Source organism: Chlorobium ferrooxidans DSM 13031, from assembly GCF_000168715.1.
Taxonomy (GTDB): domain Bacteria; phylum Bacteroidota; class Chlorobiia; order Chlorobiales; family Chlorobiaceae; genus Chlorobium; species Chlorobium ferrooxidans.
The window spans coordinates 13,083-37,727 of sequence record NZ_AASE01000009.1 but is presented as its reverse complement, the minus strand read 5'-3'; the positions used below and the strand labels follow the sequence as shown (position 1 = coordinate 37,727).

At 47.7% G+C, this 24,645-nt stretch carries 23 protein-coding genes; 14 read left to right on the top strand and 9 right to left on the bottom strand.

Annotated features, from left to right (window positions below):
• Window positions 1-98 precede the first annotated feature (98 nt).
• From CFERDRAFT_RS06220 to CFERDRAFT_RS06175, 9 genes are all read left to right on the top strand, one after another.
• Window positions 99-1,574: an amidohydrolase family protein gene (locus tag CFERDRAFT_RS06220; RefSeq protein WP_040433350.1), complete on the top strand. Its 1,476-nt coding sequence runs from the start codon at window positions 99-101 to the stop codon at window positions 1,572-1,574.
• A gap of 27 nt (window positions 1,575-1,601) precedes the next feature.
• On the top strand, window positions 1,602-2,408 hold the full coding sequence (locus tag CFERDRAFT_RS06215; RefSeq protein ID WP_006366360.1) for a bestrophin-like domain: 807 nt from the start codon (window positions 1,602-1,604) through the stop codon (window positions 2,406-2,408).
• Window positions 2,405-2,695, top strand: coding sequence for a nuclear transport factor 2 family protein (locus CFERDRAFT_RS06210; protein WP_006366359.1), 291 nt, complete (start codon window positions 2,405-2,407; stop codon window positions 2,693-2,695). The genes CFERDRAFT_RS06215 and CFERDRAFT_RS06210 overlap by 4 nt, the downstream gene beginning before the upstream one ends.
• Before the next feature lie 458 nt (window positions 2,696-3,153).
• Window positions 3,154-3,570 carry a DUF6088 family protein gene (locus CFERDRAFT_RS06200; protein ID WP_040433327.1) on the top strand — a complete coding sequence of 139 codons (417 nt, stop codon included), beginning with the start codon at window positions 3,154-3,156 and terminating at the stop codon, window positions 3,568-3,570.
• A gap of 116 nt (window positions 3,571-3,686) precedes the next feature.
• Window positions 3,687-4,481, top strand: a complete 795-nt coding sequence (locus tag CFERDRAFT_RS06195) for a nucleotidyl transferase AbiEii/AbiGii toxin family protein (RefSeq protein ID WP_198002403.1) — start codon at window positions 3,687-3,689, stop codon at window positions 4,479-4,481.
• A gap of 617 nt (window positions 4,482-5,098) precedes the next feature.
• Entirely contained in the window at window positions 5,099-5,407 is a 309-nt protein-coding gene (locus CFERDRAFT_RS06190) for a hypothetical protein (protein WP_006366400.1), read from the top strand.
• Window positions 5,408-5,412: 5 nt separating this feature from the next.
• Window positions 5,413-6,888, top strand: coding sequence for a B12-binding domain-containing radical SAM protein (locus CFERDRAFT_RS06185; RefSeq protein ID WP_006366399.1), 1,476 nt, complete (start codon window positions 5,413-5,415; stop codon window positions 6,886-6,888).
• A 140-nt stretch (window positions 6,889-7,028) separates the two neighbouring features.
• Window positions 7,029-7,802: an HNH endonuclease gene (locus CFERDRAFT_RS06180; protein WP_006366357.1), complete on the top strand. Its 774-nt coding sequence runs from the start codon at window positions 7,029-7,031 to the stop codon at window positions 7,800-7,802.
• Window positions 7,803-8,169: 367 nt separating this feature from the next.
• Window positions 8,170-8,973, top strand: coding sequence for a hypothetical protein (locus CFERDRAFT_RS06175; RefSeq protein ID WP_040433325.1), 804 nt, complete (start codon window positions 8,170-8,172; stop codon window positions 8,971-8,973).
• A 149-nt stretch (window positions 8,974-9,122) separates the two neighbouring features.
• Here the strand turns inward: CFERDRAFT_RS06175 and CFERDRAFT_RS06170 are convergent, their stop codons facing one another.
• The 4 genes from CFERDRAFT_RS06170 to CFERDRAFT_RS06155 form a co-directional block, all read right to left on the bottom strand.
• Window positions 9,123-9,644, bottom strand: coding sequence for a hypothetical protein (locus tag CFERDRAFT_RS06170; protein WP_040433323.1), 522 nt, complete (start codon window positions 9,642-9,644; stop codon window positions 9,123-9,125).
• Window position 9,645: 1 nt separating this feature from the next.
• Window positions 9,646-10,365, bottom strand: a complete 720-nt coding sequence (locus tag CFERDRAFT_RS06165) for a hypothetical protein (protein WP_040433321.1) — start codon at window positions 10,363-10,365, stop codon at window positions 9,646-9,648.
• Window positions 10,366-11,424: 1,059 nt separating this feature from the next.
• Entirely contained in the window at window positions 11,425-11,721 is a 297-nt protein-coding gene (locus CFERDRAFT_RS06160; RefSeq protein WP_040433319.1) for a type II toxin-antitoxin system RelE/ParE family toxin, read from the bottom strand.
• A complete protein-coding gene (locus CFERDRAFT_RS06155) occupies window positions 11,718-11,882 on the bottom strand; it encodes an addiction module protein (protein WP_232209769.1) in 165 nt (54 codons plus the stop codon). Before CFERDRAFT_RS06155 ends, CFERDRAFT_RS06160 begins: the two co-directional genes overlap by 4 nt.
• A gap of 596 nt (window positions 11,883-12,478) precedes the next feature.
• Between CFERDRAFT_RS06155 and CFERDRAFT_RS06150 the strand changes: the two genes are divergently transcribed.
• Together CFERDRAFT_RS06150 and CFERDRAFT_RS06145 are read left to right on the top strand one after the other, a co-directional pair.
• Window positions 12,479-12,736 (top strand): type II toxin-antitoxin system Phd/YefM family antitoxin, encoded by a 258-nt coding sequence (locus CFERDRAFT_RS06150; RefSeq protein ID WP_006366395.1) that lies wholly within the window; start codon window positions 12,479-12,481, stop codon window positions 12,734-12,736.
• Window positions 12,737-12,791: 55 nt separating this feature from the next.
• Window positions 12,792-13,361, top strand: a complete 570-nt coding sequence (locus tag CFERDRAFT_RS06145) for a 3'-5' exonuclease (RefSeq protein ID WP_006366356.1) — start codon at window positions 12,792-12,794, stop codon at window positions 13,359-13,361.
• 166 nt (window positions 13,362-13,527) lie between these two features.
• Here CFERDRAFT_RS06145 and CFERDRAFT_RS06140 read toward each other — a convergent pair whose 3' ends face one another.
• Together CFERDRAFT_RS06140 and CFERDRAFT_RS06135 are read right to left on the bottom strand one after the other, a co-directional pair.
• The gene (locus CFERDRAFT_RS06140) at window positions 13,528-14,898 is read right to left on the bottom strand and encodes a metallophosphoesterase (protein WP_006366355.1); all 1,371 of its coding nucleotides are present in this window, start codon (window positions 14,896-14,898) and stop codon (window positions 13,528-13,530) included.
• Between the two features lie 91 nt (window positions 14,899-14,989).
• Window positions 14,990-16,411 carry an amidohydrolase family protein gene (locus tag CFERDRAFT_RS06135; RefSeq protein WP_006366354.1) on the bottom strand — a complete coding sequence of 474 codons (1,422 nt, stop codon included), beginning with the start codon at window positions 16,409-16,411 and terminating at the stop codon, window positions 14,990-14,992.
• A 605-nt stretch (window positions 16,412-17,016) separates the two neighbouring features.
• Here CFERDRAFT_RS06135 and CFERDRAFT_RS06125 point away from each other — a divergent pair.
• Window positions 17,017-17,388, top strand: a complete 372-nt coding sequence (locus CFERDRAFT_RS06125; RefSeq protein WP_006366394.1) for a c-type cytochrome — start codon at window positions 17,017-17,019, stop codon at window positions 17,386-17,388.
• 79 nt (window positions 17,389-17,467) lie between these two features.
• Here the strand turns inward: CFERDRAFT_RS06125 and CFERDRAFT_RS06120 are convergent, their stop codons facing one another.
• Window positions 17,468-18,022 (bottom strand): hypothetical protein, encoded by a 555-nt coding sequence (locus tag CFERDRAFT_RS06120; protein ID WP_006366353.1) that lies wholly within the window; start codon window positions 18,020-18,022, stop codon window positions 17,468-17,470.
• Between the two features lie 264 nt (window positions 18,023-18,286).
• On the opposite strand from CFERDRAFT_RS06120, the gene CFERDRAFT_RS06115 reads away from it, so the two are divergent.
• Window positions 18,287-20,185, top strand: a complete 1,899-nt coding sequence (locus tag CFERDRAFT_RS06115) for an ABC transporter ATP-binding protein (protein ID WP_006366352.1) — start codon at window positions 18,287-18,289, stop codon at window positions 20,183-20,185.
• A 220-nt stretch (window positions 20,186-20,405) separates the two neighbouring features.
• Window positions 20,406-21,113, top strand: coding sequence for a DNA alkylation repair protein (locus CFERDRAFT_RS06110; protein ID WP_006366351.1), 708 nt, complete (start codon window positions 20,406-20,408; stop codon window positions 21,111-21,113).
• 1 nt (window position 21,114) lies between these two features.
• Here the strand turns inward: CFERDRAFT_RS06110 and CFERDRAFT_RS06105 are convergent, their stop codons facing one another.
• On the bottom strand, window positions 21,115-23,313 hold the full coding sequence (locus CFERDRAFT_RS06105) for a prolyl oligopeptidase family serine peptidase (protein WP_006366350.1): 2,199 nt from the start codon (window positions 23,311-23,313) through the stop codon (window positions 21,115-21,117).
• A 181-nt stretch (window positions 23,314-23,494) separates the two neighbouring features.
• Window positions 23,495-24,544: an RluA family pseudouridine synthase gene (locus CFERDRAFT_RS06100; RefSeq protein WP_006366349.1), complete on the bottom strand. Its 1,050-nt coding sequence runs from the start codon at window positions 24,542-24,544 to the stop codon at window positions 23,495-23,497.
• Window positions 24,545-24,645: the final 101 nt, after the last annotated feature.

The following is a 24,645-nucleotide window of genomic DNA, read 5'->3' as shown; positions in this document are numbered from 1 at the left end:
GAGTGCAATTTCTTCTGCAGGTCGGATGAGTAATAATATGTAAATTACCGTAACCGGCTTTGCAGAGTACCCTTTATCATCAAACAACGTTGATGGTTATGCACAGAAAATCAGCTCCCCTGATCATGCTCTGGATGCTTCTTCTCCCATTAGCAACCCTGCATGCACGACCGAAAGATTCAGGTCCGTACAGCGCAACCAGGGCATACTATCAGAGGCTTATAACACCCGCAAAGCCGGATATTGCCGGACTGCGGCTCTTCTTTACCCTCATGCCGAAAGGGGGGGATATTCATCAGCACTTCACCGGATCACTCTACGCGGAGAACTATCTGGAGTGGATACAGCGGGAGGGTTGCTGGATCAGCAAAAGTGACTATTCGGTTATAACTCCAAAGGATACCGACAGACTGAAAGACACGGTCTCCGTTAAAAACCTGAGGAGCAACAGGGCGATGTCCAGTGACTTCTTCACGCACTGGTCCGACAAGGATTATGCCAATCACTATCATGATCAGCTTCCTCCGGACGCCCAGTTTTTCAATACCTTCATCTACTTCTCAAAAATCTTCAACAGTAACCGGAACTACTACCGCGAGGGGCTCCTGAAGCTCAAGGAACGGGCGAAAAATGAGAACGTGCAGTACCTCGAAACCATGTTTGTCTCTCCCGGTTATCAGAAGTCCGATCCGGTGTTTGACAGCCGTGCCAGAAGCGGCGTGATCAACATCGATAACAAAGATTTCCGCACCCTGCTTGACAGCTTCCTGCTTGGTGTTACCCGGGATACCCTTTTCAATGACAGGGTCCATCAGTATCGTGAACTTGTAGAGTCAAGCAGAAAAGGAGTTGATGACGAGAATTTTATCCTCCGGTTCCAGAGCTATGTTTCCCGGAATTCCCCCCCCTCGGTTTTCTTCTCCGGCCTCTATACCGCATTTTATGAAGCTGACAAAGTTAACGGGGTTGTCGGTGTCAACATCGTCAGTGCCGAGAACGATCCGGTTGCTCTCGGTGACTACCGCCTGCACATGCAGATGTTCCGTTATCTTAAAGAGAAGTATCCCCATATCAGAACCTCCATGCATGCCGGAGAGCTGGCATCAGGCATGGTCCCGCCGGAAGAGCTGAAATATCATATCGCTGAGGCCGTCTCGGTAGCCGGAGCCGCCAGGATCGGTCATGGAGTCGATATTGCCTATGAAACCGGAGCGCTCTCCACCCTGATGCGGATGAAGGAGGATCGGATTCCGGTCGAGATAAACCTCACCAGTAATGAGTTTATTCTCGGCATAAAGGATGAGGCGCATCCGGTCAGGCTCTACACAGGGAGCGGAGTGCCGGTAGTGATCTCATCTGACGATCCCGGTGTTTCACGCAACTCACTCACCGAAGAGTATGTGCTGCTTGCCAGCCGCTACCGCTACTCCTATGACGAGGTTAAACAGTTTGCTGCAAACAGCATCATCTATTCATTTCTGAAAAAGGATGAAAAGGAGCGAGCCCTGCTGCTCCTGCAGAAGAAGTTCACCGAGTTTGAAGGCAGGATTGCCGACTTTGCCCGTCGCAAGTAGCTGGCAACAATCAAAAACCTATCGGATATGTTTACCCTGATCATCTGTCTGTTGTTTGCCGGTCTGTTTGCCGGTATGCTGTTCAGTGTTGAACTCGGGCGTCGTATCGGCCTCGGAACCATCAGGCGTAACCCTGACGGTCTTGCAAAAGGGATTGGCCCGGTTGAGGGAGCCGTGTTCGGTCTGCTCGGACTGATTATTGCCTTTACCTTTGCCGGGGCCGAGTCGCGGTTTGAAAATCGCCGCCACCTGATCACCGAGGAGGCCAATGCGATTGGCACTGCATACCTGCGTATAAAACTGCTCCCACCCGATACGCAGCCGGAAGTCAGGGAGCTCTTCCGCCGGTACCTCGACACCAGGGTTTCTGCCTACAGAAATGTGGAAGATGAGGCCACAACAAAAGCAAACCTTGAAAAAAGTACGGCGCTGCAGGAAGAGATCTGGCAGAAGTCAATAACTGCCTGCGAAAGGCCTGATCTTCCGAAGCATTCCGGCATTCTTGTCTTTACAGCGTTGAATAACATGATTGATATTACAAACACCAGAGCCACTGCCACCATTGATCATCCGCCGTTTGTCATTCTGCTGCTCTTTTTTGCATTGAGTTTCATCAGCTCCCTGCTCGTCGGCTACAATATGTCGGTCAACAACAGGCGTCACTGGTTTCATCCGGTAGCCTTTGCTGCGATTGTTTCACTTACGGTATTTGTGATTCTTGATATCGAGTTTCCGCGCAGGGGACTCGTTCGCGTTGACCGGGCTGACAAACCCCTTCTCGAACTCCGTCAGAGCATGCTGAATTCACAGCAATCAAACAAGACAGCTCCATGAACAGCAAAAGCCGGGCCGCATTGGACGTTGTCCTGCAATTTCTCGACAGCTACTCAAGGCAGGATGTCGAGGCTTGCCTCTCTGCGTTCAGCAGCGTAAAAGAGCTGAAGCTGCTCGGCACGAACGATAACGAAGTGTTCAGCTCGCTTCAGTATATCCGCGAAGCCTTCAGCCGCGACTTCTCCAGCATGTCGAATATCCGCTTCGGCGAGATCCGCCACAGCCATTTGGAATCCACCGACACACTTGCCACTGTTCTGGTTGAACTGCCGATCACCTTTGAATAATATCCCCTTCAGCGCCGGAACCTACTCATTCTGAACCGGAGAACCGGGCCGACCCGTTTTTCAGCTTCCGATCTCTTTGGAACTTGATGCTGTTCGCTTCTGAATGAAACGAACAGGCATGGTATACCAGTATCCCTTTCGGGGTATATTCCTGAAATATACCTTGCGGGTTATATTTGAATCTCTTATCAAAGGGTTAAAATGGCTATGGCCAGCCGGATTTCCGGCACAGGTAGCCGATTCGATTTTTAAAGGGCTGAAGCACAGCTTTCCTGAGATATCAGATATGCCGGTTTCTGACAGTAATGAATACGTTTCGTTACCGCCTTCCCACAATTTCATCTCGTTATATTGCATGAATACCGGCAAAAAAAGAAAGGCTTGTTGTTATACCTAAAGTGTCGTATTTTTGCATAAGTAAGGTGTCGTATTTATGTGCATCTAAAGTACATTTTTTAATGAGCAGATACAGGAGTATTGAGTCCCGGATTACGGCACGAATAGCGAGAAAGAAATGCGCTGTTTTTGTTCGTGATGATTTTAAAGATTTAAGTAATGACTACGATCAGGTGGGAAGGGCGCTCAGAAATTTGACGAAAAAGGGGTGTCTGATCCGCCTTGGTTATGGTGTCTACGCAAAGGCGAAAACGTCACCCATAAACGGGATAATCGTTCCCGTGGCGCCGTTACCGGTATTGGCTAAAGAAGCGCTTGCGCGCCTGGGAATCAAGACTGCGCCATCCCGTCTTGAACAAGACTATAATGCAGGCAAGACAACGCAGGTACCTACAGGCCGATTAATCGGTGTAAAGGGCCGTGTCAGTCGAAAGCTTGGCTATCAGGGAGCATACATCAGCTATGAACGAGCGGCCTGAACAGGAGCTTTTTGAAGGTGTCGCAGAAATCAAAGCAATTGATGCGGCATTTGTCGAGAAGGATTGGTTTGTCACGCAAGTGATTTCCTCTCTGTTTGAGTTTAAATAGGAGGGGTTTGCATTTGTCTTTACGGGAGGAACTGCTTTTATCAAAAGCACATAACCTTATCCAGCGTTTTTCTGAAGATGTGGATTTCAGGGTTATTGCGCTGAAAGATCAGCAAAACCGCAGCTCTTTATCCAGGTTTAAGCACGAAGTGATTCAGCATTTGTGCCTGAACGATTTTCCTCTGGAGAATCATCATATTACGGCCCTGAATGATAACCGGTTCATCGTGATTGAGTTCGACTATCCAAGTTATTTTACTACCCCTGTCGCAATTCGACCTCATGTCCAGATAGAAATATCAGTCAAAGCTACACAGCGCAAAGGGATTTTGCTTCCCGTTTCCTCCTTCGTGAATACCATCACCAAAAGCCCTCCGGAAGCTGAAAGTGTTCTTTCAATCGATCCTGTTGAAAGTGCCGCCGATAAACTGAGTGCGCTTGCATGGCGAATTCCAACCAGAATCCGCGGTAGTGAAAATGATGATCGAGCTCTTGTACAGCATATTCATGATCTGGCATTGCTCAAAAAGCTGGCCCTTTTTGATGAAAATTTTGTTGACCTTGTTGCGGCCTCGATGCTTGAAGATGAAGGCCGTTTGAGAAAAAATCCTGAGTTTGCAGCCTACTCAATGGCTGAGAAATTTCAGCTTATGTTGAGCATCCTGAATTCAGATAAGGAATATCCGCGCGAATATGATTTGTTCGTCAAAGGAGTTTCCTATGCTGCGGAAGGAGAAGCACCGGATTTCATAACGGGGTTAAATGCACTCCAAGCCCTTGTGGATCAATTTTTAAAGGCATGAAGCAAAGCACTGCACAGCTCATCTGACCGTTCAGATTCTCCGGTTTCTGACAGTAATGCACACCGCCCCGGAATTGAGTTATAACCCGTCCATGTTATTTTGTTACCTCCGTCACTTACGTCCCTGAATATTAGCTATTGATGATGCGGTTTCAGGAGCTTTTTCCGCTTCCCGCTTCCCGCTACCGGATTACCGCTCGCCCCCTCCTTCAGGCTGCCGTTCAGTTCCATATTCCTGAAGCCTGAACCATTTTATGGTACTTCAGCCCCGTAAGATCGGGCTGTTGGCAGAAGAAGAGCATCCCGGATTGTCCTTCCTGTGTTTCGTTACCTCCGTCACTTACGTCCCTGAATAGATGTATGCCAAGCCTGGATTGGCATGATTTTCTCTTTCTCCTGTGACAGTTTCTTGTTTTCCTTATTACATCAAAAAGTGTGTTTGTTTTGTTGAAATATTTTGAAATAAGTGTATTGAATAAGTAAATTTATGCTACAAAAGTTTGTATTTGTCTGAGAAAGTCATTGGGAGCTAGATTGTTAGCTTTTATGATCAGGCAAAGTTTTAAAGGTTAAGGTGCATAAAGCGGATCAACATTTATTCAAAGGAGGGGATGAATTATGCAAAACGAAACTGACCATATCGCATTTGAACGCGGGGGAGTGAAGGTTAATACCACTAAAAAACAAATGGCTACTCTTATTGATAGCCTTGTTTTTGATGATAAATTCCGAGCTCGTTTCAGTCGAGAATATGTGGATATTCTTCAGAAAGAGGGTATCAAGATTGACGCTGATACTGTGAAAAAGCTCAATGCGGAAAACGTGGGAGCATTTGTCAGTGGAATGGTTCCTCATACAAAAAATCCTGCTGCAGTTGCAGTAATAGCTGCGGTTATTGTTGTGGCTACAGCACAACCAGCAGAATAGAGGTTTTGGGCTGCGAAGAATACAGAATTGCTTTTGTTATTACTCCAATTATTGAGTGGGATGGAGAAATTCTGCGTCCAGGTTATTTAGACAGGGTGCGGAGCAATCCGCACCTTGGACCGAATCTTCTCGCTGGTGTTCTCGAAAGTCACGACATTGATGTTACTGTTGTTGATTTGGTTTGTCGGGCGTCTTTTGAGGAAAAAATAGCAGAAGAACTTGAGGCTTATGACATAATTTTTCTATCATCAAACTCAACAAACTGGCCGGGATGTGCCCTCCTGGCTTGCTGGTTAAAGAGAAGAAACCCACGTGTTATCATTGTTTTGGGTGGTATTCATGCAACCTTGTTTGCTGAAGATATTCTCAGGCGATATCCCATTGATTACATCATACGCGGTGAAGGGGAAAAAACGTTGATCCCCTTATTAAGTGCCATTCGTGATGGGACTGGCTTTGAGAGGGTTCCTGGCCTGGTTATCAAAACAGCAAGTGGGAACATCATTCAAAACCAAATAGCTGAACTGCTTACCTCTCAGGAACTTGATGACCTTCCATTGCCATTATATGACCGGCTTGCTGAAAAGCAATATCGATCACTGACCATTGAGTCTTCAAGGGGATGTTTTGGAAACTGTGCATTTTGTGCGGTCCCCTTCAAAAAAAGCTGGCGTCCAATGTCTCCTGAACGTTTTGTTGATAAAATAGAGCTTTTGGAGTCAGCTCGGGCTAAAACACTCTACCGTTATTTCACTATCGTAGATGATTGCTTTACATCAGATAATGCTCGCGCAATTGCAATATCTAAAATTATCTCTGACAGGAGTCTTGATTTCCAAGCAACTTACGATGCAAGGGTGACGGACTTATTGAATGAGGAACTACTCGAAGCTATTGCTCCATATACGAAAGGGGTACTCGTAGGTGCAGAATCGTTTCTCCCTGATACACTTCTACGTATCGGTAAAAATATCAGCCCTGAAAGCATTGAAAAGTGTGCAAAACTTGTGCATAAGTATGGAATTGCAAAAGACAGCGTGTTTTCATTTATCATTGGATTTCCCTGGGAAACTAAACAGGATATAAGGGAAAATATTAGCCGAATAGCCCATCTTTCACTTACATGGGGGATTCAGATTTATCTTCAGTGGCATTTGGTTACGCCTGGATCAAGGCTTTGGAATAAAGCGATTAGTGATAGGCTCTTGAAGATTGAGGATATTGATGAAGTTGAATTTATCACAAGTGAACGGTGGTTTAGAGCCTCATCCAGTTTGTCTGACGAAGATCTTCTTTATCTCTCCGATATTGTTTTTGCGATTAAAAAAGTAGTTATGCTCACTGCACCGAATGGGATTGATAATAGCGCCATAACGTTCATGCTTCCTCCTCATCTTGCCCAACATCCAGATCGAATACAAACTTGGCTTGAGGCATATGAGCGACGTGCTCGACCCAATCTTTATCAAGGCAAACAATAGTGCCTTTTTACTTCCTATTCTCTAGAACTATGCGAAATCAATGACATCCTGGAATTTGTTTTTCTGGATGGCGGGGATGTTCTATCTTGGGTAGTGTGTTATCTCGGTGATTCCCTTGTGTTTAAATAATCGGCACCCACATGAAAGCAGGAGAGAAACTCTGGTCAAGAGACGAACTTATTCTTGCAATAAACCTCTATTGTAAGCTCCCCTTTGGTCGCCTGCATGCTCATAATCCAGAGATCATCAAGCTGGCAGCATTAATTGGCCGAACTCCGGGTGCGGTGTCGTACAAGCTGGGGAATTTTTCGAGTTTAGATCCCTCTCTACAAGCAAGAGGGATTAAAGGTGCGCCTAACCGGAGTAAGCTGGATAGGGAGATCTGGGAGGAGTTTTACCAGAACTGGGATGAGCTTCCGTTTGAAAGTGAAAAACTCAGGGCATCGTTTGAGCATTCTACGGTTGAGAAGATCAACTCAATTGATGAAGATGAACTGCCGAAAGAGGGAAAGGAGAGAGAGAGGATTGTTCGAGCAAGGGTGAATCAGTCGTTTTTCAGGAGTATGGTTCTATCCTCCTACAAAAGCACCTGCTGCATTACCGGACTCCAGAATAGTGAACTGCTTATTGCCGGTCATATCAAACCGTGGAGCAGTGACGAAAAGAACCGGCTCAACCCGAGGAACGGCATCGCAATGAATGCCCTGCACGACAAAGCCTTTGAATCAGGGCTCATTACCATAACGCCAGAGTACAAAATCCGGATTTCCAGCTTACTCAAAGAGCAGAAACAAAACCCATCAATTCAAACCTACTTCCTGCAATACGATGGTCGGGAAATAATCCCGCCTCGCCGATTTTTACCTGATTGTGAGTTTTTACGATATCACAACGAGGAGCGGTTCAAGGCATAATCCCTTCCATGACTTGATGACCAATCAGCTCAATTCTGATACAGGCTTTTAATTATGGCAGGGGGAGGCGTGAACGCTTAGCTCGGATGCAGTGGGCGTGATTGAGGTAACTGTCAATGAAGCTGGCGGTTATGAAGAGACCCTTTTAACGAATATTTTCAAAACGAAAAGACTTTTCTCGGGCTTTTGCTGATAAATCGCAGGAAATCTCTGTACTTTAAGGCTAATATTTGCTTCTTATGAAAAATATCAATTCACGATAGACAATGTGTGTCGTCGTCTAAAGGTAAGACGTCTGCCGATTACAGCAGTTATTTAAAGCAGAAAATTGAGGTTCGAATCCCCACGACACATCAAAAGTTACATTATGGAAAGTTTGGGTCTTACAGAGTTTCTTAAAACCGTAGGTCGCGCAGTTCATTCAATGAATACTATATGTGTTGGGCTGCATGGAGTAGGAACAGGAAAATATGAAAAACCTGATGACCTTACGATATCTTGGAATACAAAAGATCCTTGTGCTTCATCTCGTACTGCACGTCAGTTTGCAGTCGAGTCGGCACTGGTTTTTATTGAAGAAGCACTACTCCAATATCTTAAATATGTTTTAAATCATCCTGCAGCGCCTTCGTCTATGAAAGCAGCAATGCAAGAAGAGAAAGCAGCAGACAAGGTTGATAAGCTATCAAAACAGATACAACTAAAAGAGGTTTACTGGGCACCAATAGTAATTCTTCTTATTCATTGGAGAAACAGGATTGTTCATCACTCATCAAAAGCAAAGTTAAGTGACAACCAAGAAAAAATATTAATTGATAATCAGGATAAAATTAGATCAAATCATGCGAATATTGATATCTCTGAAACATTGGCGCATTTTTCAGAAAGAAAAATAACCCTTAAAGATGCTTCTACAATCATCGCGATCACCATTCGTTTTGTTCGGGATATAGATGAATTTCTTCAGTTGTATATTGTTACGCCTAATAATATACGTTATTTTATTGAATATTTGGATATTGTCGACGAATATAAAGAACAGTTAAAAGCTAATGGGATAGAGGTGAAAAGTCGTAAGATTAAGCAATTATTTAAAACATATTTACCATTTGTCTCTGAAGATTTTGTTGTTCAGGTCATTGAAAAACCGATTGAGTTTAATGATAAATAGTTTGCGCGGTATCGCATAACTTAATGGAAAAAAACATTTAAGCTCGCCTTTTTACCAAATATAATGGGTTGGTAATGGAATTAGGTTTCTATGTTTAAGTATAAATGTCTGAAGGACATTATGGGGAAATCTTTAATCTATGAGCCTTTCTAAGGATTCATGTAATTTAATGATTGGCTTACCATGCCATCTACATAACCAATAGTTACGTTCACACTTGGTTTATAGAGCGTGGGGTGAGCGCATTGATTTCTTTGGGATAACTGCCCTTGCAGTAGTCTGAGTTGAGCACGATTGATATACGCCACATCTTTACTGACATCTAATATCTGGGACTCCGAATATTGTTCTTTAAGTTCAATTAAATCTTTGAATGACCAATTTTTTCTAAGATTTCGTATATCAACCTCATGTTTTATGAATAAATACTCCGAGAAAACCTCAAAGTGACCTGCCCAAGAGAATACAATAGCCGCTTTCAATAATCCGTATTCCAAACATCGGATAGATTCTTTGAAGTATTCTTGAACATCAATTGGTGCACCTGATAGTTTCTTTAATAAATCTTCTAGTAGTACAATTCTCGAAGCGGCGGACTCATGTACTGAAAGGATGCTATGAGCATTACGTTCTGCTTTTCGAGCCCTTGCTATCCATTCGAAATATTGCATGTTAGTTCTTTGGACTAATTAACTGTTCTCGTAATGCTTTGAATAGTTTTTCATAGACTTCTCCGTTATCTGTTTCTGGCAGATGAAGCTGAATATTAATAGCTATCTGAGGGACATTCATCCCAACATTACTCATTATATTAGATGGATCTGTTTTGGCTTCTTGCCGTATATCATTGGATAGTAGACCAAGTTCAGATTCGGATTGCGACCGATTGTTTACAGATAAGTTTAATGGAGTTGCCACGGTTAGTTTGTTGTCTTTTTCTTCTAATAACATGGAAGCAATCAAAACGTCAACGACACAACGAGCTCCTGTTTTATTCCTTGAGTTGTTTTTTTGACCGGATACATAAAGGATATGTTCAGAAAATTCTTTCTCAGACATTCCTCCTTTTATTCGTACAGTCGAAATTAGGCCAGACACTGTTTCATTTGTTTGAACAGCTTCAGCAAAATATTTACTAATGTCTTCATTATGATGATGATCTAGTGCTCTTCCTAGGCGTTTTCCTAGTTCTGTGGCAGATTTTTTCATGCCACCGGAAATAATGCCTATATCGCTTAGGAATTTATTGTTGCTACTAATTATGGTTGAATGCAACCCTATCAGTTTAGCCAACGAATCAAGTGATGCATTATCCTGAGAATGGCTGTACCCCTTTATTATTTTCTGAACTTCTTCGTACGAAGATCCTGGGAGGTTGAATGAAGCGTTCATGATTTTGATGTGATGGTTAAAAGTGGGTTGTTTATTCATGAAAACCATGAAAATATTCCTTAGTTGCAAACGACAAGAGCTATAACAACAAATTCTTCAAATGGTAGTGTAGGATTAACAGGTAACTATCATATCCCCTTTGATCTCCACTAATCAAGGCTAAAAAGAGACCAATGTGATCTTTATTATCAATTATTTTTCACGCCTGTGTAAAATAGATGGTTTTGATCAGTGAATAGAAATATACGTGTTGTAGTTGAGAAATAGAAGTTTGATTGATGTATATGCCTACATGGGGTGCAATAATATTTCCTTGTAATTCTTTAACTTTTAGCTTACGTACCTGTTTTTCATACGGAGTCAACGGGGTTGCCGGGGAACTGGACGGCTCCGGTGAGGGATCTCGGCAACTGGCAAAGCGCACGCGGGGACGGTTATGATTTTCTGTATTTACTCCCGATTTCCAACTGGCCAACTACAGTATTGATTTAGCTTAGCTTTCTTATATCAGATTCCGCTGGTATCCCCGCTCCTTCGACTTGAGGGACGACAATTCATTCCGCTCAGTTACGCCAGTTAACCCCTACAGGGTCAAGACTCAGGATATCCTTGGGGTCGGCATGAAAGCGCCGATGAAAACCGGCAATGAGTAAAGTATGAAAGTTACTTACATGAAAGGCATAGCCAGCCATCATGACCCCGAGTTATGCCTCGACGTGCAGAAATGCAGTGGGGAAGCATTGACAGGGGGAAGCACAGGCACAACTATGAGCTCCGAAATCACCTCAATTCGCAGGCTGACTTCATTTAACTTCCGGGACGTCGTTGAGTAACGATAATAACTCCTCGCCCCTCTTCTTCTCATTACCCCGCTAACTCAATTTCATTCAATCCGATAACCGCTTTTTCTCAGCTCGGAGACGTAGACGACAAACTCTACTTGTTTACCGCAGTTCAATATGTTATCACTGGGGAACTTCAGGGATAGTCATGATTTACTGTATTTACTCTCGATTTTCATATGCAGATGGAGGCACGGGAGACGTTTTTGACTCTGTTTCATCCATGTGTCAGTGATCGCTTGATTTTCTTGGGGTTCCCTCGCAAATCAAGAACTCTCCAGACTACAACTGCATCGTCTGCAAGCTTGTAATAGATGGCATAAGGAAATCTTTTGGACAACATCCTGTGATAGCCGAAAAATCGAGGGTGAACACCACCGTAGAGCGTCAAAGAATCAATGTCGGAAAAGAGAGAGTCGAAGAAGTACTCGCCCAATCCTTCACCCTGTTTTTCGTAGAATAAACGCGCATCCGTCAAATCATCCAATGCGGAAGAGAGTACCCTGATTTTCATTCGAATTTTTTTCGAAGTTCGGATTTCGCTTGATGCCATTCCACAATCTGCTCTTGGCCTGTGCTCAATCGATGTTCAGTTTCCCGCAAAGCGTGATTGTGCCAGTCTGGAGATTCTAATGACTCTTTTTCATGCGTCAGATCTTCCCATATGGCTTCCATGACTCTCAGTTTTTCTGCCCGCGAAAGGTGCGCGATTTTAATGGTATTTTGCATCGCATAGAGGTCAAATTTGTGAATCGAAAAGTACCATCCATTGGTAAATATAACACATTCACCTCTATCGCAATTGTTTTAGTCCCGGCAGATGGAGGCACCTTACTCTGTTAACCAACGCTTGTCATGTTCCCTTTTGCTGATGCCTCTGGGCGTTGTTTCGAGACCCGGTTTCGTACTTTCTCAAGAAAATAACACGTTGCAGGGGAGAGGGATGAGCTCCTTCACTATGTCGCATTATCATCGATCCGACTCAGGCAGACGTCATCTGTTACCGGTTAAGCCATAACGCCGATCGATTGATGCTGAAGTATGGGGGACGTAAGTGACAGAGGTAAATAATTTATTTTCTGCTTGAGGGAGAGTACCATCCTACGGGACGACATTTATTCTTTTCAGTTACGCGAGTGAAACCTGCCGGGTCGTGATCCGGCGCTTTGAAGATCAACGCAGGTTGCAGCATGGGATGAGGGGAGTTATCCGGAATTGGGCTATATTGCTAATAATTTGTACACTATAGTGATACCTGAAGAGAAACAATTATGATTGCAATAAGTACTACAGAGTTGCGGCGTAACCTCCGGAAATACCTGGATATCGCAAACAAGGAACGGGTAATTATCCAGTGCGGAAAGAGCGAAACCTATGAAATTATCCCTGCCCGTAAAATGAGCGATACCGACCGTTATTTTTCAGATCCCAAGGTTGTTGAGCATTTACAGCGCTCTCTTCAGCAGGTAGAAGAGGGTAAAACAACAGTGCTCAACAAATCAGATATCAAAAACCTGCTGAAACCCTGACAGTCAACCTTCTTTCTGTTTACGGCCATTATGACGACCGATAACATAATAACCCATGTACCTATTTTTTGATACGGAATCAACGGGTCTGCCGCGAAACTGGAAGGCTCCGGTTACGGATCTCGGTAACTGGCTGAGGCTGGTGCAGTTGGCTTATCTCTCTTTTGATGGAGTCGGCAATCAAACCGGTTCAGGAAACTTTATCGTCAGGCCTGAAGGGTTTTCTATCCCGCCGGAAGCGGCTGCAATTCACGGGATATCGACCGCGCAGGCACTGGCTGAAGGGCTGGAGCTGAAGCGGGTGATGGAGGAGTTTTACGCCGAAGTCGAAAGGGCGGAGTGGCTGGTTGCCCACAACATGAGCTTTGACGAAAAGATTCTCGGGGCTGAGTTCCTGCGGCTCGGCATGCCGAACATCCTGCTTGCAAAGAAGAAGATCTGTACCATGCAGGAGTCGGTCGATTTCTGCGCCATCAAAAACTCCTACGGCAACAAGTGGCCGAAACTCTCCGAACTCCATCAGAAACTCTTCAACTGCGATTTTCAGGAGTCCCACAACGCATCGGTTGACGTGGCTGTCACCGCCAAATGCTTCTGGGAACTCAAACGTCTCGGCGTTATTTGAGCATTCTCTTCCCGGTGAAGGACGATATTCAACAAATTGCTTAAAGGGTGAACAACTGCGATAACTGCCCACCCGAGTTGATACCCTTAAAGGAATGAATCAAACGCAAAGCGGCCAATCATAAAGAGCTGAACTTCATGATTGGCCGCTGCAGTATATAACCCGCTTACTTTTTGACGCTCGTCAGGGTTTCTGTGGCCAATTGCGTTATCGTTCCGTCAGGCAAATAACGATAAAGAGTGACAGATTCGGCTGAAATACCGCTTTTCCCGGGTGTTACAACCACAAAAGTCATGATCGGGATATTGTTGTTATCGACCTTGCTGTCAATCCATGTTCCGGAATTGGCGTAAATCTTGTTTGCTTCCTTGTCATTCTTCTTCTCCTTTTGGAAGGGAATAATTTTCGCATCATGAGTGTGTCCAAAGATGACAATTCGCTTGTCAGAGGCTGGATTGGTAAAATATTGGGTTATTGCCTGGCTGTCGGTCTCAGTGTTTGAATCGGCCATTGTTATAGCATTCCGTGCCGATATAGGTACTGCTACCCTGTTGTGCTTCTGCCGGTCATCCCATGCTTTCTCCGTTGCAATTCCCTTGAATAACCGGACATCAATAAGGCGAGGCTTCAACTGAAACGGCACAAGGTCGTTGATTGAATAGTTTAACGTATAGCCGTCAATGCCGGTTTTTATGATCTTGTCATTCAGACCCGCTTTTATCGGGAATGCGGTCATGAGTTGGTGCCACTGCTTCCAGTATTCATACATCAGAAGTGTCTTGCTGCCGGGAGGTATTATCGGCAGAATGCCGCCAGGACCCTGTTTGCCTTCTTTAACTGATTGCGTCGCAATGCGTGTGAAAAAATAGCCCGGAGGCAGTATGGAGCCCTTTGCAATGGCCTGGTTTGAATAGGGGTCAGGTGCACAGAAAAAATTGTAACGATGCCCGTGTTCGATGACTATCTCGGGGTGTCCGAGGGGTGAGTATGACCCCAGACCCTGAACATCCCTTGCCTGAGTTATTCCCGGCAGGATACTCTGAACATCGCCGGCTGTAATCAGCAGATCGTGATTTCCCGGCAGATAGGTAACCTTGATCCTGCGCTCGTTGATAATCTGCTGAAAAGCATTGATAACCGGTTGATTGTTGTGTGCCAGGGCAGTGACAAAATTACGCTGATTTCCGCCGTTGAACGTATTAACTTCTGCGGGAATGAACCATTCATCAATAAGATCTCCGGCTATGACCAGCTCCCTTACAGCGGGAGATTGCCGGACCTCGTTCAGAAAGCGGACGAGGGGCTGACGGTTTTTGTTACACTCGGCATAGCTGTCATCGATACCTAAATGGATATCGCTGATGCAGACGATCTGGCCGATCTGATTGTTCGGGTTGGGGATTGCAGTTGTTTCATGGTTAAGGGGCGTTCCATTGCCTTTAACCGAATTTTCAGCGGCATTAACCTCAAGCAGGCTGCAGCAGCTGAGAATGGCGGTAAACGCGATGAGGAAAAGCCTTACGGGTGATTTTTTCATGGTTAAGCGTTTATGGTTGGTTTATTGCGCCGCTTTTCTCTTCCTGCACCAAAAAATCCTGAGCTCTCTGGCGCAGGGGAGAGGTTATTCATTAAATCCGGAGAAATGCCGCAGCATTATCTCCTGCCAGGCGGGAGTTAATGCCGGTATAATGGTTGAAGTACTCCTCAAGTCTCTCATTTGTCATGATGATCATAACAAAATCAGTGCCGAACATAAGGCGCTCCTCAACAATCGGGTGTTGTTTGATTATGGCCTCGATCTCCTGAAGCGAAACATCGGGGCAGTAGGCTATATCGGCGTACACATGCTCGAATCGCTCCATCAGGCGGATGATCTCTGCTGTCCAGTTATCCGGAGATGATGAGCCCCTTGAGGCGGCACAGGCTTTGATATGATCCGAACCGCCGAAATGGGCAAAATTAATGCGTAATTTGCTGAATTCGCTGTTTTCAAGCACTTCAACCCAGTTTTGCGGTCTGGCAAAAAAGAGACTTTGAGCGGTATCTCCCTCATGAACCCTCTTAACGGTTGTTTCGTCAAACAGTACTTTCACCACAGTTCCGTCTCGCTTCCGGCTCAGGGTGCTGATTGTGCCGCACTTTGACTGGAACCCACCCGGGGAGGTGTGGCAGGTAATGGGGATATCGTGCTCAATGCAGAGTTTGTAGACAGGATAGAGGTCGGGATGGGAGGGGAGGTATCCGAGAGGACAGTAGAGTTTTACTCCCTGGAATTTACCATCGATTACCTGCTCTTTTACAAGCTGCTCGATTCCGATACGCCTCGGGTCAACGGCCAGAAACGGGAAAACGGTTTCAGGGCTCTTTTTTTTAAGATCCATCAGGGTTTTCAGGTGTTTGCGATACCCCCTCGTCATCTGGACATCGCTGCGGGCAGTCAGCCCTCTCGTGTTGGGCTCTTCACCGGTACCGGATTTAAACTCTCTGATTACGCGGTCAAGCTCCGCAGTAACAGGAGCTGTGCTTTCTGCTGCCAGATCAATACCCCGCTCGTTCCGGGAAACCCGCTCTGCACAGGCACGGAGAACCTTTTGTTTCATCTCCTCCGCAAATGCATCAAATGAGTACTGTTCCTGCTCGGTAATCAGCGACGGGGAAAAAGCCGCCCTCTTTTTTTCTGCGGGCAATTTCAGGAGTTTTGATTTCTGCTTACAAGAGGTGCCGTTATCAAACATAAAAAAAATGTCCATCATGAGCGGCGCGGTAATCAACGGCCTGGAGGGTTTCCAAAGACTCGCGGTATAGCAGTGCTGTTCATAGTTGTAATTCTCTTCAGGGCTTCTGATGATGGCGGCAAACAACGAGGCGACATAGTTGATGAGCTTTTCCAGCTCTGGAGGAATGATATTGAGGGCTTTCAGTCTGAGCTGTTCATCCTGTTTATACGGGTAATGGTCATGCAGCAATCTCCATCCGATTTCGAGAAGTTCATCGAAGGCAAAAGCTCCATTGAAAAAATGGCAGTGAACATCAACGCTTCCTTTCTGCATAACCGTCCCCTTTTTGTTTCAGTGTGTTGATGGAGAGAGTGTTTAAGGGAAGTTAATGCTTCTGACGGATGCTATCATACCCTCCTTTACACCGGAGAACAGGAGTGCATCAGAATGGTATACCTCAGCTCTGTTCCTGCAAACGAAAGGCTACGGTCAAAAAAAGGGGGAGCGGCGGTTGCTCCTCAGGCCGGTAGTTGTGTGCCGGGAGCCGAAATATGGTGCAGAGACCGCTCTCTGTGATTAATGCAATTTTCTGCCGGTTTATTATTGTAAAGTATGTAATTGCTCTGTTTTAAGGAAGTATATTTCCTGTATATGTCCGTCGCATTACTCTTTTTTTAACTGCTTTTCCGTTTTTCCGACGATTTTCTCCCCCCGGTTTGATTTTTGTGCATTTTTTAGTCTCCCGTTAATCCCCTCTTAATCTGGCGGTTCTAAATTGTTAACAGTTGAAAGATGATCTATGCTGTGACAGACGAATGAATACGAGAGGGATTGATGAACATCCGGGGGGTTTTGTTTTTTTCGACAGTGTCGGCACAACGCGGAATAAACAGAACCCCCCATTTTTTGCAAAAGAATTATGAAAAACCGGGGGAGTTATGATGAAGAGGGTAATAAGAGCTGTTGCGTTGCTTTTTGCCTGTATCGGGTTTGCCCGGCAGGCAGAGGCTCAGGAGATGACCCTGGCGATGTTATCGTCGAAATACAACCTTCCACAAGGTCAGGAGACCTACAACCGGGCTTGTGGAGTCTGTCATGATAACGGTGTGATGAATGCACCGAAAGTTTGCAACGTAGCTGATTGGCAGCCACGGATGGCGCAGGGTATGCAGGCGCTCATCAATCATGCTATTGATGGCATCAATACTATGCCTGCAAAGGGGGGAATGGAATCACTGACTCTTGCCCAGTGTTCCGATGCTGTTGCTTATATGATGTCACTGTGTGATATAACAGTGGCCAAAAAATAGCAAAGTATCCTGCTCAGCTCAGTTCCCTGGAGGTTTTACCGCCGTGAAAAGATAAAGGCTTTTCACGGCTTTTTTGTTTCTACTGCAGAGCCCTGATTTTGTCAAAAACCGGTTTATGCGGGTGATTGAGCAGCTCCTCTTCATTTTCGGGCAGGGTGACATGCTTTGCTACGATTTCAAGCATGCGTTTGTCGAGATGCTGTGCGATGTCGAGCATGCGGTCGAGCCGGTTTTTGAGTTCGCTGAGAATGAACTTCTCGGCACTGTTTTTTTTCATTTTCTCAAGAATCTGAGCCATAACCGGAGCTTCAAGATGCAGTGAAACCTCATTGAAGTACTCTATCGGAAGGTCATTGGCATAGCCGACAGCCTGATCAACTCCCATCTTGCCGCATACACCGGCGGCTATCCGCGGTTTGATATGATCGACCATAAGCGGAATGACGACAAAATTCGGGATATACTTGACGATCATACCTATGGCGTTATAGAGCTCCTCAAATCCGTCGGTCTTGTGGCTGACCAGCGTCTCAGCCCAGGAGAGTATCTGCTGCTGCTGGCTGAACGGAAGCTGGCGCAGTACCTCCGGTACGGGAAGATTGGTCCAGGCCAGCGATTTTTCCAGTTCACTCATAGTGGTTCAATTCTTGCTTAGTGGAGGTCTGTGGAATGTATGATGTATTGCGAAGTTGATAAAAAAAACAGAGAACAGGAAACAGGAAAAATCAGGGATGGCTATCCTCCATCAGCTGACGGCAGCCCGGGCGGGAGGAGGGGGAGAATTACATGGAAACAAAACTGAAAGCATTGGTTATATTCCACCCTTTGCAAGATAATAAGGCGACACTATACAGGTGTAGCGATGCCGCAATGATAATATAAGGAACGGTGAAAAGGTATGGTGCTCTTAACAGTAGAAGGATTACAGAAAAAGTATGGTTTGAAACATCTGTTTACCGATGTCTCATTCGGTATAGATGACCGCGACAAGATAGGGATTATCGGAGCGAACGGCAGCGGAAAGAGTACGCTGCTGAAAATTCTTGCCGGGGTGGAAACTCCCGATAAAGGCAAGGTGATGGTGGCAAACCAGAAGAGGATTGCCTATCTCCCGCAGGACTCTCCGTTTGATCCGGATGATACGGTGCTTGAAGCCATTCTGAAATCGAGCGACAAGGTCATGGATCTTATCTATGAGTATGAAGTGGTCTGCAAGGAGCTTGAGACAAAACACACTGAGGACCCCTCTCTGATAGACCGCATGAGCCAGCTTGCCCATGAACTCGACGTCTGCGGAGCCTGGGAGCTGGAGTCGAATGCCAAGACGGTGCTTGGCAAGCTTGGTCTTTATGATCTTGAGGCTAAAATGGGCACCCTTTCCGGCGGTCAGCGCAAGCGGGTAGCCCTTGCCCATGCTCTCGTTGTGCCGAGTGACGGCCTGATACTTGATGAACCGACCAACCATCTCGATGCCGACAGCGTTGAGTGGCTTGAGCAGTACATCCGCCGTTACCAGGGAGCAGTGCTGCTCATTACCCATGACCGATACTTTCTCGACCGCGTGGCGACACGCATGCTTGAGCTTGACGGCCATACGGCTACAACCTATACCGGAGGGTACTCAAGTTACCTGCAGCAGAAGGCCGAGCAGGAGGAGCAGGCGATACGTGATGACCGCAAACGCCAGGCGCTTGTGCGTCAGGAGCTTGACTGGATGCGCGGTGGCTGCAAAGCCCGTACCACCAAGCAGAAAGCCCGCATGCTGCGTGCCGAAACGCTTGTCTATGCACCGAAAAAGGAGAAGCAGAAAGAGCTTGAACTCGGCTTCGGCGCGGGACGGCTCGGCGACAAGATCATTGAGTTTCACAAGGTCTCGAAATCCTACGGCGACAAACTGCTGCTGCACGAATTTGAGTACCACCTCCAGAAGGGAGACCGCATCGGCATTATCGGTCCGAACGGTTCCGGCAAAACAACCCTTTTTGATATGATTACCGGGCGCGTCAAGCCCGACAGCGGTCATATCGATATCGGCAAGACCGTCAACATCGGCTATTACGATCAGCAGAGCCGGGGACTGGATGACAGCAAGCGGGTTATTGAGTTTATTCAGGAGGAGGCCGAGCAGATCAAGCTGAAGGACGGAACGGTCTTTTCGGCGGCCAGAATGCTTGAGCGTTTTCTCTTTGCCCCCTCAACCCAGTACAGCTATATCCGCACGCTCTCGGGCGGAGAGCGCCGCAGACTCTACCTGCTCAAGCAGCTTATCGGTTCTCCCAATGTGCTGCTGCTTGACGAGCCGACCAACGATCTTGATATTCCCACGCTTCGGGTGCTTGAGGACTACCTCGACACCTATCAGGGGTGCCTCATTGTGGTCAGTCACGACCGCTATTTTCTTGACCGTACTGTCGAGTATATCTTTGCCTATGAAGCCAATGGCACGGTACGCCGCTACCCCGGCAACTATACCGTCTATCTTGATATGAAGGCCGCTCTGGCGGAGAAGGAGAAGGACGACAGGAAATCGGGATCGAAAGAGCAGCAGAAGATTCTTCCGGTGGTGTCGGCAAAGCCGAAGCAGAGCCGGCTCGGCAGCAAGGAGAAGCGTGAACTTGAACAGCTTGAAAGCTCCATTCATGAGGGCGAAACCCGGCAGTCGGAGATAGCGGCCAAACTTGCTGCAGCAGGCAGTGATTTTGAGCTGCAGCAGAAGCTCGGGAAAGAGTTGCAGGCACTCCAGAAGCAGCTTGAGAGGGAGATGGCCAGGTGGACAGAGTTGGCGGAACTGGCTTAGGGCAGCGATAAATCTGTTGCGCGATGCGATTGCTTCGTTGGGCGGTGCTCGAAAAAGAGATCAAGGACAACAAGGACAGCAGGGACTGCAAGGACGAAGAGAGCAGCTTGATGGTTTTCTTGGGCAAAATTTCGTGTAATTTCGTCTGTTTCGTGGTTCAAAAATCTGCAAACCGATCACGATGATGTGATCGGGGTGACTGTAACAGAACAAGCAGAAAATGGTAACAGCTGATGCCATATCCGCCCGGCTTGAGGTGCTGGGCAATCCGGAGGCGTCTCGCTTTGCCCTGAGGTTTTTCAGGACCGGGCCGGGAGAGTACGGCGAAGGGGACCTCTTTCGCGGCATCCGGGTTCCTGTGTTGAGAAAGCTTGCCTCCGGGCTGGACAACGTGCCTCCGGAGGAGGTGAACCGTCTGCTTGCTTCTGCGTTTCATGAAGACCGTCTGCTTGCCCTTCTCCTGCTTATTCGCCGTTTTCGCAGGGCTGACGGTGTTGAGCAGGAGCGGATCTACAACAGCTATCTGGCCAATACCCGCCGCATCAACAACTGGGATCTGGTTGATATTTCGGCGGAGCACATCGTCGGCTCTTTTTTGCGCAATCATGACCGGGCGCCGCTCTACCGGCTTGCTGTTTCGGAGAGCCTCTGGGAGCGCAGGATTGCCATCGTTTCAACCTTTCATTTTATCCGCCGGAATGAGTTTCACGATACCCTTGCGATTGCAGGAATGCTGCTCAACGACCGGGAGGAGCTGATTCACAAGGCCGCAGGATGGATGCTCCGTGAGGTCGGCAAGCGGGATCAGCCCGCAGAGGAGGAGTTTCTGCAGGTGCACTGCCGCAGCATGCCGAGAGTGATGCTGCGCTACGCCATTGAACGGTTTGAAGAGGGGAAGCGGCAGCGCTATCTCAAGGGGCTGGTGTAGCTCATTTAACCTGAAATTCCGGATGGCCGGTCTGCCAGAGGGCGAAACTGAGAACATCAGCCATGGTTTCAAACTCCCGTGTTTTGGTGTTACCCATGCCGTGACCGGCTTTATCGTCGGCAAAAAAGAGTACCGGTTTGCCTGAACGTGTTGCCTTTTGCAGTCGTGCGGCAAACTTTCCCGGCTGCCATGCCGCTACTCTCGGGTCGTTCAGTCCGGTGGTGACAAGCGCCGCCGGGTAGGCGACACGCTTTTTGATGCTGAGATAGGGGTCCATCTCGATGAGAGCCATACACTCCTCCGGATTTTTGATGGTGCCGAACTCCGGTACGTTGACCGGGCCGTTGGGAGTCTCCTCTCCCCTCAGCGGGTTCAAAGCACCGACCTGTGCAATCACGGCGGTAAAAAGATCAGGTCGTTCGGTCATGGCTTTTCCTACAAGAATTCCCCCTGCACTGGCTCCGTTGATGGCGATTTTTCCGGCGCCGGTATAGCCTTCGGCTTTAAGATACTCTGCACAACTGATCAGGTCTTTCCATGAGTTTTGTTTGGTGGTTTTCATGCCGTCGGTGTGCCACTGGTTGCCAAGCTCTCCGCCTCCTCTGACATGGGCAAAGGCAAGTACCCCTCCCTTTGTGGTCCAGAGCAGCATATCAGGACTGAAAAAGGGGGTTATGGACCTGCCGTATGCACCGTATCCATAGATCAATGCAGGATTTTTTCCGTCTCGTGCCATCCCTTTGCGGTAGATTACGGAGAGCGGAACCCTGACGCCGTCGTGAGAGGGAACCATCAGCTCTTCAACCACAAGATCCCGGTACTCGGGGTACTCTGCCGGAGAGGAGAGTGTCTCTTTGCGGAACTCGTGTTTTACACTGTCGAAGCGGTAGCGGCTGCTGTTGTGGCTCCATCCGGCAATGATCACCCAGAGATCGGGGAAGCGGAACCCTTTTGACGAGAGATGGATGGTACCCGTTTTGAAGGGGAGTTCCAGCTCCCCCGGCGCAGCACCCGGAGTATACTCCTTGCGGAAAAGCCCGGCCTCGACACCGTTGCGTGAGTGTGTGAAGTAGATCGCATCGCTGCAGAGGGCGAATGAGGTGAGCATAGCGGTGGGGTCTTCGGGCACGACCGTTTCAGCATGCTGAATGTCGGGATTGCTCAGCGAAGTTTTCAGCACCGTGAACCGGGGGGCATTTTTGGGGGTGTAGAGGTAGAGGTCGTTTTTGGTGACGGCAAAATCATGAATTTCATCCGAAGGCTGAAAGAGACTCTTCCAGCTGATTTTCTTTTTTGATAATTCGGAGACCGGGGCATAGTAGATGGTGAGCCGCCGTTCCACGCTTGAGACATTGGCAAAAAGGTAGCCGCTTTTGTGTTCATACTCAACAGCGGGGATCTCCTCGCTCCTGATTTGCAGTTCCGGATTGAGCGTGCGCGATAATATCTCCCGGTCGATGGAGGGGTTGCTCCCGATCCGGTGGAGCATGGTTTTGCTGTCGCTCTGGGGGTTCTGGCCGGATTGTGTAACCGGCCGCAGGCGATTATAGAGAAAGCCGCTGTTATCCGGCAGCCATGAGGGGGAGGCAAACCTGCAGCGATCGATTTTTTCGGGATAGAGTTTTTTTGCAGCAACATCCATGATGAGGAGGATGCTGTTCTCGGAGCCGTTGGCCGAGACGGCAATGGCCACCTTTGAGCCGTCATTGGAGGGGTAGAGTGCGCTGATTACATACTCTTTTCCGCTTTTTGCAAAGTATTTCCGGGCATCAAAGAGCAGGCGCTCCTTTCCCTCAAACCGGTCGCGACAGTAGAGTCTGCCGGTTTCATCCTCCGGCCTCTCCTTCAGATAGAAGTAGCGGTCGTTGTCGGTAATGGAGAGGTTGTAGACTTTTGATGAACGACGGCTGTCGAACTCATGCATTTTTTCAACGAGCGTGCTCCTGCCGGGGATGCTTTGCAGCGTTTTCCGGGAGGTTTCCGACTGTACTCTGAACCACTTCTGCACCAGCGGATCGCCGGTATTTTCAAAGGAGCGGAAGGGGTCGGCAACTTTTATTCCGTAGTACTCCTCAACCAGATTCTGTTCGAGAGAGGAGAAAGCATCCTCTTTCGGAGCTGCGGCTTCAAGAGAGGTGTGTGAAGCCGCGATGAGCAGCAGCACGGTTGCGAGGCGGATGAGCGAGCAACGTAGTGTCATTATTGTCGTTCAGTTCTTAAAGTGGTTAAGCCGTCCGCTCATTGAGCTGTTTCTGTTTTCACAGCTTCAGGGGCGTTCTGCTCAAAGAGAGCATTGATCGGCCGGGATTGATTACGCCCGCAAAAGAGCGAGGCGGCAGTAAGGAAAGAATAGCCTTATCGGCGAAAAAATACAAACCTCCTCATCGGGAGTTTGCCTCCACTACCGCTCTGATTTTTTCAATTGCACTCTGCATGTCTTCGGGCAGCGGGGCGGTGAAGGAGAGCGGCTCACGGGTGGTCGGCTGGTGAAATGAGAGTGTTGCAGCGTGCAGGGCCTGGCGCGGGAGCAGTTCGAGCAGGTTGCGGACGAACCCTTCACTACGGCTGAACGGGAGCGTGCGGAGCACTGCTCCGCCATAGGTTTCGTCACCGAGAATCTGGTGGCCGAGGTGCTGCATGTGAGCCCTGATCTGATGGGTTCTGCCGGTGTGGAGCGTCAGCGAGAGCAGGGAAAACCAGTGGAGGTTTTCCGTAACCGAATAGTCGGTGATTGCTGTTTTTCCGTCTTTTCCTTCATAGGGAAAGTTTGCCATAACCTTCCGGTCCTTTTTCGAGCGTCCGATATTGGTTGTTATGGTGCCGGATTGCTCTGCGGGCACGCCCCAGACAATAGCCTTGTAGATTTTCACAACCTGCCGGTCAGCAAACTGGCGGGCAAGACGGTGAAGGGCAACGGGATTTTTTGCCACAATGATGAGCCCCGAGGTGTTCTTGTCGAGCCGGTGCACGATACCCGGCCGGAGCGATGATTTGTCAAGCTCTTCAGCCCCGATGCCGATGTGGTGGAGGATGGCGTTTGCCAGTGTGCCGGTCCAGTTGCCGAAGGCCGGATGGACCACCATCCCGGGCTTTTTGTTGATGACCATGAGATCCTCATCTTCATAGATAATATCGATCGGGATATCTTCGGGTGCCAGTTCAGGAGCAGGGGGGCGCAGAAAGGTGATCTGGATGGTGTCGCATGACTTGATACGGTAGTTCGATTTGACCCTCTTTTCATTGACCAGCACCCGTCCCTCTTCAATGGCCTCCTGTACCTTGTTGCGTGTCGCGTTTTCAACCTGCCGGGTCAGATACTGGTCGATGCGCATCGGCGTCTGGACACGGCTTACCTGCAGGGTAAGCTTTTTCGGTTCAAGCGGGAGTGGATCCGGCTCTGTGGATTCGTTTTTTATCGGCTGATTTTGCATTTTGTGAAACTTGAACGCGCCCTGCGGTAATGCCTGTTACAATAAACGGTGCTCCTGACTGCCGCGGAAATTGCCTGTAGATCCGGCGCGGCAGATTTACT

Bases quoted from the DNA above. Each gene is read 5' to 3' on its own strand.
- CFERDRAFT_RS06220 (WP_040433350.1), top strand. From the start codon at position 99: ATGCACAGAAAATCAGCTCCCCTGATCATGCTCTGGATGCTTCTTCTC.
- CFERDRAFT_RS06215 (WP_006366360.1), top strand. From the start codon at position 1,602: ATGTTTACCCTGATCATCTGTCTGTTGTTTGCCGGTCTGTTTGCCGGT.
- CFERDRAFT_RS06210 (WP_006366359.1), top strand. From the start codon at position 2,405: ATGAACAGCAAAAGCCGGGCCGCATTGGACGTTGTCCTGCAATTTCTC.
- CFERDRAFT_RS06200 (WP_040433327.1), top strand. From the start codon at position 3,154: ATGAGCAGATACAGGAGTATTGAGTCCCGGATTACGGCACGAATAGCG.
- CFERDRAFT_RS06190 (WP_006366400.1), top strand. From the start codon at position 5,099: ATGCAAAACGAAACTGACCATATCGCATTTGAACGCGGGGGAGTGAAG.
- CFERDRAFT_RS06180 (WP_006366357.1), top strand. From the start codon at position 7,029: ATGAAAGCAGGAGAGAAACTCTGGTCAAGAGACGAACTTATTCTTGCA.
- CFERDRAFT_RS06175 (WP_040433325.1), top strand. From the start codon at position 8,170: ATGGAAAGTTTGGGTCTTACAGAGTTTCTTAAAACCGTAGGTCGCGCA.
- CFERDRAFT_RS06170 (WP_040433323.1), bottom strand. From the start codon at position 9,644: ATGCAATATTTCGAATGGATAGCAAGGGCTCGAAAAGCAGAACGTAAT.
- CFERDRAFT_RS06165 (WP_040433321.1), bottom strand. From the start codon at position 10,365: ATGAACGCTTCATTCAACCTCCCAGGATCTTCGTACGAAGAAGTTCAG.
- CFERDRAFT_RS06160 (WP_040433319.1), bottom strand. From the start codon at position 11,721: ATGAAAATCAGGGTACTCTCTTCCGCATTGGATGATTTGACGGATGCG.
- CFERDRAFT_RS06155 (WP_232209769.1), bottom strand. From the start codon at position 11,882: ATGGAAGCCATATGGGAAGATCTGACGCATGAAAAAGAGTCATTAGAA.
- CFERDRAFT_RS06150 (WP_006366395.1), top strand. From the start codon at position 12,479: ATGATTGCAATAAGTACTACAGAGTTGCGGCGTAACCTCCGGAAATAC.
- CFERDRAFT_RS06145 (WP_006366356.1), top strand. From the start codon at position 12,792: ATGTACCTATTTTTTGATACGGAATCAACGGGTCTGCCGCGAAACTGG.
- CFERDRAFT_RS06140 (WP_006366355.1), bottom strand. From the start codon at position 14,898: ATGAAAAAATCACCCGTAAGGCTTTTCCTCATCGCGTTTACCGCCATT.
- CFERDRAFT_RS06135 (WP_006366354.1), bottom strand. From the start codon at position 16,411: ATGCAGAAAGGAAGCGTTGATGTTCACTGCCATTTTTTCAATGGAGCT.
- CFERDRAFT_RS06125 (WP_006366394.1), top strand. From the start codon at position 17,017: ATGATGAAGAGGGTAATAAGAGCTGTTGCGTTGCTTTTTGCCTGTATC.
- CFERDRAFT_RS06120 (WP_006366353.1), bottom strand. From the start codon at position 18,022: ATGAGTGAACTGGAAAAATCGCTGGCCTGGACCAATCTTCCCGTACCG.
- CFERDRAFT_RS06115 (WP_006366352.1), top strand. From the start codon at position 18,287: ATGGTGCTCTTAACAGTAGAAGGATTACAGAAAAAGTATGGTTTGAAA.
- CFERDRAFT_RS06110 (WP_006366351.1), top strand. From the start codon at position 20,406: ATGGTAACAGCTGATGCCATATCCGCCCGGCTTGAGGTGCTGGGCAAT.
- CFERDRAFT_RS06105 (WP_006366350.1), bottom strand. From the start codon at position 23,313: ATGACACTACGTTGCTCGCTCATCCGCCTCGCAACCGTGCTGCTGCTC.
- CFERDRAFT_RS06100 (WP_006366349.1), bottom strand. From the start codon at position 24,544: ATGCAAAATCAGCCGATAAAAAACGAATCCACAGAGCCGGATCCACTC.